The sequence below is a fragment of the Kitasatospora sp. NPDC004745 genome, assembly GCF_042873275.1.
Lineage (GTDB): Bacteria > Actinomycetota > Actinomycetes > Streptomycetales > Streptomycetaceae > Kitasatospora.
Genome location: NZ_JBIALK010000001.1, coordinates 177,792 through 189,748, shown reverse-complemented (window position 1 = coordinate 189,748; position 11,957 = coordinate 177,792). Strand labels below are relative to the sequence as shown.

General features: G+C 74.6%; 14 protein-coding genes. 4 read left to right on the top strand and 10 right to left on the bottom strand.

The annotated features are described in order from the left end of the window. Nucleotides 1–21: 21 nt before the first annotated feature. Complete coding sequence (locus ACFYUY_RS00675; protein WP_387896786.1) at nucleotides 22–618, bottom strand: DUF2867 domain-containing protein; 597 nt, start codon at nucleotides 616–618, stop codon at nucleotides 22–24. 96 nt (nucleotides 619–714) lie between these two features. On the opposite strand from ACFYUY_RS00675, the gene ACFYUY_RS00670 reads away from it, so the two are divergent. Beyond that, entirely contained in the window at nucleotides 715–1,299 is a 585-nt protein-coding gene (locus ACFYUY_RS00670; RefSeq protein ID WP_360205069.1) for a TetR/AcrR family transcriptional regulator, read from the top strand. Nucleotides 1,300–1,303: 4 nt separating this feature from the next. On the opposite strand, the gene ACFYUY_RS00665 is transcribed toward ACFYUY_RS00670, so the two are convergent. Next, nucleotides 1,304–2,188 (bottom strand): NmrA family NAD(P)-binding protein, encoded by an 885-nt coding sequence (locus tag ACFYUY_RS00665; RefSeq protein WP_360205067.1) that lies wholly within the window; start codon nucleotides 2,186–2,188, stop codon nucleotides 1,304–1,306. A 68-nt stretch (nucleotides 2,189–2,256) separates the two neighbouring features. Here ACFYUY_RS00665 and ACFYUY_RS00660 point away from each other — a divergent pair, with 68 nt between their 5' ends. Next, entirely contained in the window at nucleotides 2,257–2,730 is a 474-nt protein-coding gene (locus tag ACFYUY_RS00660; RefSeq protein WP_387896785.1) for a MarR family winged helix-turn-helix transcriptional regulator, read from the top strand. A gap of 27 nt (nucleotides 2,731–2,757) precedes the next feature. On the opposite strand, the gene ACFYUY_RS00655 is transcribed toward ACFYUY_RS00660, so the two are convergent. The 8 genes from ACFYUY_RS00655 to ACFYUY_RS00620 form a co-directional block, all read right to left on the bottom strand. Beyond that, the gene (locus ACFYUY_RS00655; protein ID WP_387896784.1) at nucleotides 2,758–3,864 is read right to left on the bottom strand and encodes an urease accessory protein UreD; all 1,107 of its coding nucleotides are present in this window, start codon (nucleotides 3,862–3,864) and stop codon (nucleotides 2,758–2,760) included. Beyond that, nucleotides 3,861–4,481, bottom strand: coding sequence for an urease accessory protein UreG (gene ureG, locus ACFYUY_RS00650; protein ID WP_360205059.1), 621 nt, complete (start codon nucleotides 4,479–4,481; stop codon nucleotides 3,861–3,863). Before ureG ends, ACFYUY_RS00655 begins: the two co-directional genes overlap by 4 nt. A gap of 92 nt (nucleotides 4,482–4,573) precedes the next feature. Further along, a complete protein-coding gene (locus ACFYUY_RS00645) occupies nucleotides 4,574–5,287 on the bottom strand; it encodes an urease accessory protein UreF (RefSeq protein ID WP_387896782.1) in 714 nt (237 codons plus the stop codon). After that, complete coding sequence (gene ureC / locus ACFYUY_RS00640; protein WP_360205054.1) at nucleotides 5,284–7,008, bottom strand: urease subunit alpha; 1,725 nt, start codon at nucleotides 7,006–7,008, stop codon at nucleotides 5,284–5,286. Before ureC ends, ACFYUY_RS00645 begins: the two co-directional genes overlap by 4 nt. After that, a complete protein-coding gene (locus ACFYUY_RS00635) occupies nucleotides 7,008–7,406 on the bottom strand; it encodes an urease subunit beta (protein WP_360205052.1) in 399 nt (132 codons plus the stop codon). Before ACFYUY_RS00635 ends, ureC begins: the two co-directional genes overlap by 1 nt. Nucleotides 7,407–7,430: 24 nt before the next feature. After that, nucleotides 7,431–8,387 (bottom strand): cobalamin biosynthesis protein CbiX, encoded by a 957-nt coding sequence (locus ACFYUY_RS00630; protein WP_387896780.1) that lies wholly within the window; start codon nucleotides 8,385–8,387, stop codon nucleotides 7,431–7,433. A gap of 3 nt (nucleotides 8,388–8,390) precedes the next feature. Beyond that, nucleotides 8,391–8,696 (bottom strand): urease subunit gamma, encoded by a 306-nt coding sequence (locus ACFYUY_RS00625; RefSeq protein ID WP_387896778.1) that lies wholly within the window; start codon nucleotides 8,694–8,696, stop codon nucleotides 8,391–8,393. 201 nt (nucleotides 8,697–8,897) lie between these two features. Continuing rightward, nucleotides 8,898–9,869 carry an urea transporter gene (locus ACFYUY_RS00620; RefSeq protein ID WP_387896777.1) on the bottom strand — a complete coding sequence of 324 codons (972 nt, stop codon included), beginning with the start codon at nucleotides 9,867–9,869 and terminating at the stop codon, nucleotides 8,898–8,900. Between the two features lie 583 nt (nucleotides 9,870–10,452). On the opposite strand from ACFYUY_RS00620, the gene ACFYUY_RS00615 reads away from it, so the two are divergent. Together ACFYUY_RS00615 and ACFYUY_RS00610 are read left to right on the top strand one after the other, a co-directional pair. Then, on the top strand, nucleotides 10,453–10,986 hold the full coding sequence (locus ACFYUY_RS00615; RefSeq protein WP_360205041.1) for a SigE family RNA polymerase sigma factor: 534 nt from the start codon (nucleotides 10,453–10,455) through the stop codon (nucleotides 10,984–10,986). Next, nucleotides 10,983–11,924 (top strand): hypothetical protein, encoded by a 942-nt coding sequence (locus ACFYUY_RS00610; protein ID WP_387896776.1) that lies wholly within the window; start codon nucleotides 10,983–10,985, stop codon nucleotides 11,922–11,924. Before ACFYUY_RS00615 ends, ACFYUY_RS00610 begins: the two co-directional genes overlap by 4 nt. Nucleotides 11,925–11,957: the final 33 nt, after the last annotated feature.

Genomic DNA, 11,957 nt, shown 5'->3' with positions numbered 1-11,957 from the left:
ACGATACGCCCCGGGCGTGCCTCAGCCGCGGGCGGGTGGCCGGGGGCGGTCGCGCCAGGCGCGCTCCCACTGGCGGGTCAGGGCGGGGTAGACGACGAGGTGGCGGAACGGTGCGATGAGGGCCATGTAGCGGCGGCCGAGGCGGCCGCGGGGCTTGACCAGGACGGCCATCCGCAGCTCGTGGCCGCCGTCGCCGGTCGGCACCCAGCCGAGGTGCATGAGGGCGTGGACCGTCCGGTTGGCCACCTCGCGGACGGCCTCGTCGGGGAGTTCGTAGACCGGGGTGAGCGGCAGGCCGTCGTCGCGGGCGGGGTCGGCGGTGGCGCGCAGGCCGTCCGGCAGCCGGTCGCGCAGGGTGGGGAGCGCTCGGCCGGGGCCGGCGTCGGGCCGGTCCCAGCCGAGCAGCGCACCGAGGCCGCGGCGGGCCGCGAAGAGGGCCCGGACGGGCAGCGGCCGGCGGCCGCCGGTGCCGGCCCGCAGGGCGGCGAGCATGACCGGGAAGTCGTCCGGCCCGGCGCCGGGTGTGCGGTAGGACCAGACGTCCTCGACCCGGAAGTCTGCCGCGAAGCCGTGGATGCGCCACGGCCGTCCGGTGTGTGCCGTCGTCGGAAGCCTCATGGCTTCGCCCCCCTTTGTATACGCTGGCGTACACATCGAGGCTAGGCCGAATATACGGTGCCGTATATTCACCGGACGAGTGAGGCGGGTCACATCGTGGGCACTGCTCGCACACCGCGCGGGGCATGGGTGGAGGAAGGGCTGCGGGCCCTCGCCGCGGGCGGCCCGGACGCCGTCCGGGTCGAACCCCTGGCCAAGCGGCTCGGCGTCACCAAGGGCGGGTTCTACGGGCACTTCGCCGACCGCGAGGCCCTGCTCGCCGAGATGCTGGACACCTGGGAGCGGGAGAGCACCGACGAGGTCGTCGACCGGGTCGAGCGCGAGGGCGGCGACCCGCGGACCAGGGCCCGGCGCGCCGGCGCGCTCACCTTCTCCGGCGAGCGCCTGCTGCCGCTCGACCTCGCCGTCCGGGACTGGGCCCGGCGGGACGAGGCCGTCGCCGAGCGCCTGCGCCGGGTCGACAACCGGCGGATGGACCTGCTGCGCGAGGTGATCGGCTCCCTCTGCACCGACCCGGACGAGGTCGAGGCCCGCAGCCTGATCGCCATGTGCGTGGCCGTCGCCCGGCACTCCCTCGCCGCCGACCACGGGGGGCGCACCCGGGCCGAGGTCCTCGACCGCGCGGCGGAGCTGCTCTTCCCGGGCCAGGGTGCACCCCAGGGCCCCCGGGGGACCGGGTGACGGCTCACAGCTCCCAGGTGCGGGCGGCGGCCCACTCCTCGACGCCCTGCCAGTGGATGCCGGGGTGCTCGCGGTGCAGCGCCTCGGTGTCGATGTCGAGGCCGGTCTCCCGGAAGTAGCGGAACATCGCCGCCAGGTCGCCGGAGTAGCCCTCGACGACGGACAGCGGGACCTCCCGGTACCGCACCGTCCGCCCGCTCGCCGCGCTGATCGCGGCGGCGATCCGCTCGCCGGTGCACCACTGCGAGGCGATGTCCACCCGCCGGCCGGCGTACGCGTCCGGGTGGGCGAGGACGTGGGCGGCGAAGGCACCGATGGTGTCGGAGGCGATCACCGGGAGCGCGGCGCCGGGCGGCATGGGCAGCGGGAACCAGCCGTCGCGCAGGGACGGGAGCGTCCAGCCGTTGGCGTAGTTGTCCAGGAACACGGCCGGGCCGAGGACGGTCCACGGCAGGCCGAGACCGGCGAGGTGGCGCTCGATCAGGTGCTTGCTCTCGAAGTGCGGGATGCCGGTGGCGCGGTCGGCGTTGCTCGCCGAGGTCAGGACGAGGTGCCGGACGCCGGCGGCAGCGGCCGCGTCGAGCAGCCCGACGCCCTGGCGGACCTCGGTGTCGACGTCGGTGCCGAAGGGGGTGGACATCGCGAACAGCGCCCCCGCGCCGTCGAGGGCGGCGGCGAGCGAGTCCGGGTCGTCGAAGTCGGCTCGCACGGGTTCGGCCCCGAGGGCGGCGAGCCGGAGCGCGGCGGGCGAGGTGACGTCGCGGGTGAGGGCGCGGACCGGCCGGCCGGCCCGCAGGAGGGCCCGGGCGGTGGCACCGCCCTGGGCGCCGGTGGCGCCGGTGACGGCGACGGGGAGCCGGGGCGGCTGCGCAGTGTTTACCTGTGTCATGCAGACAATGTAGAAGGAAGTCTCTGCGCCGCACAACTTATTTCGTCACCGCCGGATACCCTGGCCGCATGACGACCCGCGACGACCTGATGGCCGAGCTCTGGCCGGCCTCCCGCCGCTACCTGGCCTCGTACGTGCTGTTCAACCAGGCCGTCGCCGACCACCTCGGCATGCACCCGACCGACGTCCAGTGCCTCAGCCTGCTCACCCTGGAGGACGGCCCGGTCACCACCGGCCGGATCGCCGAGCTCACCGGCCTCACCAGCGGCTCCGCCACCCGGCTCGTCGACCGCCTGGAGAAGGCCGGCCTGGTCGCCCGCCGCCGCGACGAGGCCGACCGCCGCCGCGTCCTGGTCGCCGTCCTCCCCAACGCCCTGGAGCACTTCGGCCGGGTGTGGCGCACCCTGGGCACCGACTGGGCGGCCGTCTACGCCGACGACAGCGAGGCCGAACTGGCCTTCCTGCTGCACCACATGCGCCGCGTCGTGGACCTCAGCCACCGCCAGATCGCCCGGCTGGCGAACGGCCTGGAGCCCGCCTGACGGCGGCGGGCCCCCGGGCCCGTCCGGTCAGGTCTTGCGCAGCGCCGGCGCCGGAGCCCCGATCAGCAGCCGCCGCACGGCGTCCCAGGCCGTGCGCAGCGCCGCCGCGCACGCCCGGGTGTCCGAGCCGAGCAGGCGCACCCAGGCCCCGGCGTCGTGCGGCAGCACGCTCACCCCGTACAGCAGACCGCAGTCCGCCAGCGCCCCGTGCAGGGTGTCGGCGACCAGCGCCGCCGGCGCGAGCGGGCTGACCGCGTACAGCGTCGACATCACGTCGTGCCCGCCCAGCACCGCCGGGCCGGTCACCCCGGCCGCCGCGGGCTCCAGCCGGACGGTGTCGACGGCGACCGGCCGGCCGTCCGGGCGCCGCACCTCGAGGTCGGAGGCGAACACCCGGTAGGCGTTGCGCTCGCCCCGGGCCAGGCGCCCGGCGAGGACGGTCTCGCCGGCCAGCACGGTGGCGGTCGGGTCGACGGTGAGCACGGTCCGCTGGTAGAGCCGGGAGTCGACGAAGGGGATGACCGGCTCGGGCAGGTACTCGACGTAGGCGCGCGGGCCGGCCTCCAGGTTCACCAGCTGCGTCGCGTAGTCGAACTCCATCCGGTAGACCTTGGTCGCCGCCTGGGTGGTGAGGTGGGTGGCGGTGTCGGCGCCGCACCGCAGGTCGGTGCGGAGCCGGTCGGCCTGGAGGATCCCGCCGCCGGTGGACATCAGGAGCGTGATGGCGAGGTCCGGGCGGGCCGGGTCGTAGTAGAGCGGGCGCATGATCTGCAGCGGCGACTTCTGGTAGTGGCCGGTGAGTTCGGTGCGGGCGCCGATCCGTTCGAAGGCCAGCTCCAGCAGGCCGACCTTGCCGGGGCGTCCGACCGCCAGCGTGTCGGGGGTGCCGGCGTGCCGGCGGACGGCCTCCGGGACGCGGGCCGGCTCGTAGTGCGCGGGATCCAGCCGGTCCCGCCGCGCCGGGCGGACCGGGCGGACCGGGCGGCCTCGTCCGGCCGGCGGCTCCGGCCCGGCCGGCGGCTCCGGCCCGGCCGGCGGCTCCTGCCCCGCCGGGCGGGCCGGCGGCCGCGGCGCGGGCGGGGCGGACCGGCCGCCGGCGGGGGCCGGGACTCCCCCGCCGGTGGTCACGGTCATGCCGGGACCTTGCGGAAGGTCTCCAGGAAGGTCGCGATCTCCTCCAGCCCGTGCCCGGTCAGGCAGTTGGTGAGCACGACCGGTCCGCCCTCGCGGACCCGGTGGGCGTCGGCCTCCATGACGCCGAGGTCCGCCCGGACGTACCGGGCGATGTCGATCTTGTTGATGACCAGCAGGTCGGACTCGGTGATGCCCGGGCCGCGCTTGCGGGGCATCTTCTCGCCCTCGGCGGTGTCCAGCACGAACAGGAAGAGGTCGACCAGGACCGGACTGAAGGTCAGGGTCAGGTTGTCGCCGCCGGACTCGTACAGCAGGGTGTCGACGTCCGGGAAGCGCTCCAGGATCTCGGCGCCGGCCGCGAGGTTCATCGTCGGGTCGTCCCGCACGGCGGTGTGCGGACAGGCCCCGGTCTCGACGCCGACGACCCGCTCGGGGTCGAGCACGCCGGCAAGGGTCCGGCGCACGTGCTCCGCGTCCTCCTGGGTGTAGATGTCGTTGGTGATGACGGCCGGGCGGTGGCCGCGCTCGATCAGCACCGGCACCAGCGCCTCGATCAGCGCCGTCTTGCCGGACCCGACGGGCCCGCCGACGCCCACCCGGAGCACGTTGTCGGTCATGCCTTCCTCCTCTGCTGCAGGGTCATGTGGTCGGACCGGTCCGGGGGCGCGGCGCCGCGCACCGCGGCCCCCGGACGGGCCCGGGTGGGGCCCTAGCTGGCGAACAGCCTGGCCTCGGCCCGTTCGTGCCGGCCGGACATCGCGTCCGCGACCGGCACGCACCCCCCGACGTCCGCGAGTTCCCGGGTGAGCGCGGCCGCGACGGTCTCCTCGATCACCGGCGCCGTCGCCCGCAGCACCACCTGCGCCCGGCGGTGGTCGGTCAGCCGCAGCCGCAGGGCCGCGCCGACGAAGCTGGCGCAGAAGGCGAACAGGTCACTGGCGACGGCCTGGTCGACCGGCACGTCGGCCGCCGCGTAGACGACCCCGGCGGCCACCGCCTGCGAGCCGGGGGCCCGCTTGTCGGCGACCAGCACGGCGTACCGCTCCAGCGCCTCGCCGCCCACCGACTCCCGCGCGATGTCGAGGAGTTGGCGGCCCGTCCGGGTGGCGGCCAGCCGCAGCTCGCGGTTGAGCCGGGTGGCGTGCAGCCGCTGGTCCACCTCGGCCAGGTGCTCCCAGTCCCCGGCCCGGGCCGCGCGGTGCGCCAGGGCGAGCGCGGTGGCGTCGGACGGGCCGACGCCGTGCCGCAGCAGGTCGGCGAGCAGCTCGGGCAGGGTGTCCGGGGTGACGGCCCTGGCCTGGGCGTAGCCCTCCAGGCCGTGCGAGAGGGTGTAGAAGCCGCTGGGGAAGGCGGAGTCGGTCAGCTGGAGGCTGACCAGCAGCGACCCGAGGCCCCCGGCGGCCGGGGGCCGGTCGCCGCTCACGTGAGGTAGAACAGGTGGTTGAGCGGGAGTTCGCGGGCCGGCTCGATGGTGGCGGGCTCGCCGTCCAGGGTGACCTTGTAGGTCTCCGGGTCGACCGCGATCTTCGGCAGCGCGTCGTTGCGGACCATGTGCTGCTTGCCGACCGAGCGGCAGCGCCGCACCGGCAGGACCCGGCTCTCCAGGCCGAGCCGGTCCGGGACGCCCAGGTCGACGGCCGCCTGGGACATGAAGGAGACCCGGGTGGCCTGCCGCGCCCGGCCGAGCGCGCCGTACATCGGCCGGTAGTAGACCGGCTGCGGGGTGGGCAGCGAGGCGTTCGGGTCCCCCATCAGGGCCCAGTTGATGACGCCGCCCTTGATCACCGTCTTGGGCTTGGCGCCGAAGGAGTTGATCGGCCACAGCACGATGTCGGCGAGCTTGCCGGGCTCCAGCGAGCCGATGTGGTCGGCGGTGCCGGAGGCGACGGCCGGGTTGATGGTGAGCTTGGCGAGGTAGCGCAGCACCCGGAAGTTGTCGTTGCGCGCGGTGTCGCCGGCGAGCTTTCCGCGCTGGTCCTTGCAGTGGTGGGCGGTCTGGAAGGCCCGGGTGAAGGACTCCCCGATCCGGCCCATCGCCTGCGAGTCGGAGGAGAAGATCGAGATGACGCCCTCGTCGTGCAGGACGGTCTCGGCGGCGATCGTCTCGGCGCGCACCCGGGAGTCGGCGAAGGAGACGTCCTCGGGGATGTCGTGGCTGAGGTGGTGGCAGACCATCACCATGTCCAGCAGCTCGTCCACCGAGTTGACGGTGTAGGGGAGCGTCGGGTTGGTGGAGGACGGCAGGACGTTGGGCTCGCCGGCGATCCGCATGATGTCGGGGGCGTGGCCGCCGCCCGCGCCCTCGGTGTGGAAGGTGTGGATGGTGCGTCCGTCGATCGCCGAGAGGGTGTCCTCGAAGAAGCCGGACTCGTTCAGGGTGTCGGTGTGGATCGCCACCTGGACGTCGTACTCGTCGGCGACGCCGAGCGCGCTGTCGATCGCGGCCGGGGTGCTCCCCCAGTCCTCGTGCACCTTGAGGCCGCAGACGCCCGCCTCGACCTGCTCGCGCAGCGCGCCCGGCAGCGAGCCGTTGCCCTTGCCGAGCAGGCCCACGTTGACCGGCAGGTCCTCGACCGCCTGGTACATCCGCCCGATGTTCCACGGGCCGGGCGTGCAGGTGGTGCCGTTGGTGCCGTCGGACGGGCCGGTGCCGCCGCCGATCAGCGTGGTGATGCCGTTGCTCAGCGCCTCCTGCACCTGCTGCGGGGCGATGAAGTGGATGTGGGTGTCGATGCCTCCGGCGGTGGCGATCAGGTGCTCGCCGGAGATCACCTCGGTGCCGGGGCCGATCACCAGTTTGGGGTGCACCCCGCTCTGGGTGTGCGGGTTGCCGGCCTTGCCGACGGCGGCGATGAAGCCGTCCTTGACGCCGATGTCGCCCTTGACGACGCCGAGCACCGCGTCCAGCACCACGACGTTGGTGATCACCAGGTCCAGGGCGCCCTGGACGGAGGTCGCGGCCGGGTCCTGGGCCATGCCGTCGCGGATGCCCTTGCCGCCGCCGTAGACGGCCTCGTCGCCGTAGTGGCCCTCGTTGAAGTCCTTCTCGATCTCGACGACCAGGTTGGTGTCGGCGAGGTGGAAGCGGTCGCCGACGGTCGGCCCGAAGAGGTCGGTGTACTGCTTGCGGGACAGGACGGCCATCAGCGGCTGGTCTCCTTGAGGTCGAGGTTGGTGCCCTTGAAGCCGCGTGCCAGGGCCTGGTCGATCGCCCGGGCGCGGGTGTCGGGGGAGGTGATGCCGCCGTTGACGAGATTGCTGAAGCCGACCAGCCGGCCGTGGCCGCCGAACTCGGCGAGCGTGACGTCCTTGCTGTCGCCGGGCTCGAAGCGCACGGCGGTGCCGGCCGGGATGTCCAGGTGCTTGCCGAAGGCGGCGTTGCGGTCGAAGTCGAGGGCCCGGTTGGCCTCGAAGAAGTGGTAGTGCGAACCGACCTGGATCGCGCGGTCGCCCGTGTTGCTGACCGTGATGGTGACCTTGGCGCGCCCGGCGTTGATCTCCACCGGGTCCTCGCCGTACAGGTACGCGGCTCCACCGGACATGGCGGGCCCTTCCTCTCTGTCGGTTCAGTGCTGTGGGGGCTGGGTGTGGGCGTGGCGGTGCCCGTGCGGGAGCGGGGCCGGGAGGCGGCCGCCGGAGGGGACGGGAACGGCGGCGGGAACGGGGACGGGCGCTTGGAGCCGGTGGCCGTGGGTGTGGGTGTGGCCGTGGGTCCCTCCGGGGCCGTGACCGTGGGTGTGCGTGCCGCCCGGCCCGTGGCTGTGCGCGTAGCCGTGCCCGTGCTCGGCGTCGAGGCCGGCCAGGATGCCGTCCTCGCCGTGGCCCAGCAGGTGCAGCGCCGCCGCCGTGCGGGCCGCGACCACGCCCGCGATCGCGGCCGGCCCCAGCAGCGGCCCGCCGTCCCGCACCCCGGGCAGTCCGGCGCGCAGGGCCGGCCCGAAGGAGGCCGGGACGGCCGTGACGGTGCGGGCGCCGAGCAGGCGGCAGCGTTCCGCGCCCTCGGCCGGGTCCGGGTCGCCGCCCGCGAAGGCCACCTCCACCCAGCGGTGGCGCCCGTACTGGCGGACCAGCCGGGCGGTCCGGAACAGGTCGGCGTCCTCGAACGGCCCGGCCGCCGGAGCGGTGACCAGCAGGGCGCCCCCGGGGCCCGGTCCGTCGGCGCCGTCGGCGTCGTGCGCACCGGCCGCGGCCCGCAGCCAGCCGACCAGGTGGTCCCGGCCGCCGAACGGTTCGGTGAGGGCCAGCCGGCCCCGGACCTCGCCGTCGGCGAGCCAGCGCAGGGCCCGGGCGGCGTCGGCGACCAGCCCCGGGTCACGCCCGAGGGTCATCGGGACGACGCAGACCGGGCCGTCGGCGGCGGCCAGCGCCGAGCGGACGGCCTCGGCGAGCGGGCGGCCCACGGCGGCCGCGGCGTGCACGGTGGGCTCGCGCTCCACCAGGGCGGCCAGGTCCCGACCGCCGTCGCTCTCGTGCCCGCCGGCCAGCACCACGGTGGCGGCCGGCGCGGCGTGGCGTCGGGTCATGGCTCAGGCACCCACCGGGTCGTGGCAGGACACCAGCTTCGTGCCGTCCAGGAACGCCGCCTCCACCTGGAGCAGCGGCAGCATCTCGCGGACGCCGGGCATGACGTCCGCGGCGCCGACGACCTGCTTGCCGATCTCCATGCACTCGGCGACGGTGCGGCCGTCCCGGGCGCCCTCCATGATCGCCTCGCTGATCAGCGCGCAGGCCTCGCTGTAGTTCAGTTTCACGCCGCGCTCACGGCGCTTCCGGGCCAGGTCGGCCACGACGTAGATGTAGAGCTTGTCCATCTCCCGCGGGGCGAGATTCACGGGGAACCACTCTTCCTTTCCGCTTCCCGGATGCGGCCCGGACGGACGGGCCCATGGCGAACGGGCCTTCGGCGAACGGGCGCTTGGGCGAAGGTCTTCGGCTGAACGACGGCGTGGCTGAGATGTGTGGCTGACGGTGCGTTGCTGGCGGTGCGTTGACGATCCCCGGCGAACGAGCGGTCGGACCCCGCCGGTCGCCGGTCAGGCCCTGCGCAGGCGGGGGACGGCCGGGACGGCCGCCAGGAACAGCATGGTCGTCAGGACGAACGGCCAGGTGAAGGCGTGGCCACCGAGGGGCGCGGAAGCCGCGGCGAGCGCCGGGGTCAGGACGGTGGCGCCGGCCGCGCCGAGCACGGCGTAGGCCGCGCTCCAACGGCTCCGGGCCACGAACACCCCGCACAGCGCCATCGCGGTCAGCACCCCGCTGTAGCCGTACAGCCCCTGGCCGACGGCCTCCGCGGGCGCGCCGAGCGCCCAGGCGGTGAGCAGGCCCGTCGCGCTGCCCGCGCAGGCCAGCAGGCCCGCGAGCCGGTCGGCCGCGACGATGCCGGCCAGGAACAGCAGGCCGACGTACCACTGCGGCATGAAGAAGACCTGACCGATGTTCGCGAAGAACCCCTGCCACAACTCCTCCCAGCCCAGTTCGGTCGTGCCGGTCGCCGGGCCGGGCAGCGCCGCCGGGCCGGCGGCGCCGTGCCAGAGTCGCCGGAAGCCGGGCGCCGCGACCGTGATCGCACCGGCGACCAGGCAGAACGGCGCGGTCAGCGCGGGCAGGCCGCGGCCGGAGAGCAGCGCGCCGAGGCCCGCGGTGACGACGACCGCGACGGCGGCCCCGACCACCGCCACCAGCACGGTCGCCGGGTGGTCGGGTCCGAGGAACACCGCGCACGCCAGGGCCACCAGGCACCCGTTGTACCCCTGCAGACCGGCCGCCACGGTGCTCCGCGCCAGCCCGAGGCCGTACGCGGCGCCGGTGGCGACCGCACTGCCCAGCAGGCCGTAGAGGCCGTACCGCCAGCCGGCCGCGAACAGCGCCGCCACGAAGAACAGTCCGCACACGGCGGACGGCATGAAATCGACCTGGGCGACGCCGCGCAGTACCTCGACGACCAATCCGACCGACCGGGGGCGGGCGACCTCCGGATCCCCCGACCCACCCTTTTCCTGACCCATACGTCGCATCTATTCCCGCTACGAAAGTCCACGGCATGGCGAATATCCCTCCGAGCCGCTCGACTTACCCACGAGCCCCGCCCGGCGATTCCTCCGGAACCGTACTCCTGCGGATTGCCGACATGCTTGCACACGACCGGTTACAGCCGTATGGCGAAGCGTGATCACCCCGCCCCTGAGCTGCAACATTTTGTTGAAGATGCAGGTCGGAGCCGGTCCGGGCCGAGTGCATTCTTTGCGAAGTTTTACTCGCGACCGTCGAGAACGAGAAGGTGGCCATGCCCGGGAATTCGCCACGAAGCCCCACCCCCCGGGCAATTCGGGCGCCCGTCCCGCACCTCCGGAGGTGACGCCGACCGCCCGTGTGACGGGAATGTGTCCACCGTGCGTCGAAGGCCGTTCGCGTTCCCGGATACGCTCCTCCCGCGTCCGGTGGGCGGACGGGAAAGGACCCCGCCCCGCCTTGCCCCGGCCCCGACGCCGGTTCGGCCCCGGACCGCCGCCGACGCCGCGCCGGCCCGCCCCGGCGCCGGAGTAAGCGGTTTCCCCCGCCCCCGGGCTCTAGGGGGGTGAGGAGGTGCTCATGGGAGAAACGAAGACCGACCGGGACGAGGAGTTCCAGGCCTTCATCGTCGGGGCCTGGCCACGCCTGATCCGCACGGCCTACCTGCTGGCCGGCGAGCAGTACGCGGCGGAGGACCTGGTGCAGTCCGCGGCGGAGAAGGCCTGCGCGTCCTGGGCGAAGGTCCGCCGGGCCGGGGACCCGTACGCCTACGTGCGGCGGATCCTGGTGAACCAGCACGCCCGCCGCTGGCGGCGCCGACCGCCCGAACTGCTCGTCGACGTCCTGCCGGACGCGCCCGGCGTCGAGGACGGCTTCGCGCGGTCCGAACAGCGCGGGGAACTGCTGGCCGCGCTCGCCACCCTGCCGGCCCGCCAGCGCGAGGCCGTGGTGCTGCGGCACTGGGAGGACCTGAGCGACAGCCAGGCCGCCGTCGCGATGGGCTGCTCGGTGGGAGCCGTGCGCAGCCACGCGGCGAAGGGGATAGCCAAGCTGCGCGAGGTCGCGGCACTGAAGGAACTCAAGGGCATGGCACGCATCGGAGGTGCGGTATGAGCACGGGCGGGGACAACGCGGCGTTCGGCGCGGGCACGGCGGCGGACGGCACCGACGCGTGGGTCGGCCGCGGACTGGCCGACGCGGCGACGGGCGCCAGGATCGGCTCCGTCCCGCTGCCGGACATCATGGCCGGCGGCCGGCGGATCCGGCGCCGCCGGCGCACCATGGTCGGCGCGCTCGCCCTGGCCGCCACCGTGGCGCTGGCCGGCGGCGTGACGGCCACGCTGCACCCGGGCCCCGGCGGGGCGCCGCAGCCGCTCGTCGCGGCGAACTCCGGCCCCGCCACCGGCACCGGGGCCACCCCGGCCACCGATCGGGCCCCGACGACCGCGCCCGCCGCGAAGGACCCGTTCACCCCCGTCCGGGTGGTCATCGGCCAGGGCACCGTCGACGGCAAGGAGTGGAAGCTGTGGCAGGCGGTCTGGCCGGCCGCCCCGAAGGAGCGGGCGTACGAGCAGGCCTTGGCCGTCTGGCAGGAGCGCAACGCCGTCGACCCGACCGTCGAGAAGCCGACCACCGACTTCGTCCAGCACTACTGGTCGACCACGGAGGACGTGGTCAACACGTACGCCACGCTGGACGGGGTGCGCCAGAAGTACGACTCCCAGGGCAGCTTCCCCGACGCGGCCCACTTCGACCCGCGGGACGGCGACTACATCGGGGGCGGCGTCATCGGCCCCCGGAGCAAGGACGGCACCCCCGGCCCGCTCCCGATCCGGCTGGCCAGCGTCACCGCCGGCCCGAACGTCGGCCGGATCGTGGTGACCTGGACGGACGGCACCGTCCTCGAACCGCAGCTGGTCCCGGTCGGCGACACCCCGTACCGCCACGTGGTGGTGCCCGAGCAGCCGGGCCGGAAGGTGCAGTCCTGGCAGTTCTTCGCCAAGGACGGCACCAGGATCCCGGACTCCGGCCTGAAGCTGCTCACCGAGTAGCCCCGCCCGCGCCGCGGTGCCCTCCCCGCGCCG

Bases quoted from the DNA above. Each gene is read 5' to 3' on its own strand.
- ACFYUY_RS00675 (WP_387896786.1), bottom strand. From the start codon at position 618: ATGAGGCTTCCGACGACGGCACACACCGGACGGCCGTGGCGCATCCAC.
- ACFYUY_RS00665 (WP_360205067.1), bottom strand. From the start codon at position 2,188: ATGACACAGGTAAACACTGCGCAGCCGCCCCGGCTCCCCGTCGCCGTC.
- ACFYUY_RS00660 (WP_387896785.1), top strand. From the start codon at position 2,257: ATGACGACCCGCGACGACCTGATGGCCGAGCTCTGGCCGGCCTCCCGC.
- ACFYUY_RS00655 (WP_387896784.1), bottom strand. From the start codon at position 3,864: ATGACCGTGACCACCGGCGGGGGAGTCCCGGCCCCCGCCGGCGGCCGG.
- ureG (WP_360205059.1), bottom strand. From the start codon at position 4,481: ATGACCGACAACGTGCTCCGGGTGGGCGTCGGCGGGCCCGTCGGGTCC.
- ureC (WP_360205054.1), bottom strand. From the start codon at position 7,008: ATGGCCGTCCTGTCCCGCAAGCAGTACACCGACCTCTTCGGGCCGACC.
- ACFYUY_RS00635 (WP_360205052.1), bottom strand. From the start codon at position 7,406: ATGTCCGGTGGAGCCGCGTACCTGTACGGCGAGGACCCGGTGGAGATC.
- ACFYUY_RS00630 (WP_387896780.1), bottom strand. From the start codon at position 8,387: ATGACCCGACGCCACGCCGCGCCGGCCGCCACCGTGGTGCTGGCCGGC.
- ACFYUY_RS00620 (WP_387896777.1), bottom strand. From the start codon at position 9,869: ATGGGTCAGGAAAAGGGTGGGTCGGGGGATCCGGAGGTCGCCCGCCCC.
- ACFYUY_RS00615 (WP_360205041.1), top strand. From the start codon at position 10,453: ATGGGAGAAACGAAGACCGACCGGGACGAGGAGTTCCAGGCCTTCATC.
- ACFYUY_RS00610 (WP_387896776.1), top strand. From the start codon at position 10,983: ATGAGCACGGGCGGGGACAACGCGGCGTTCGGCGCGGGCACGGCGGCG.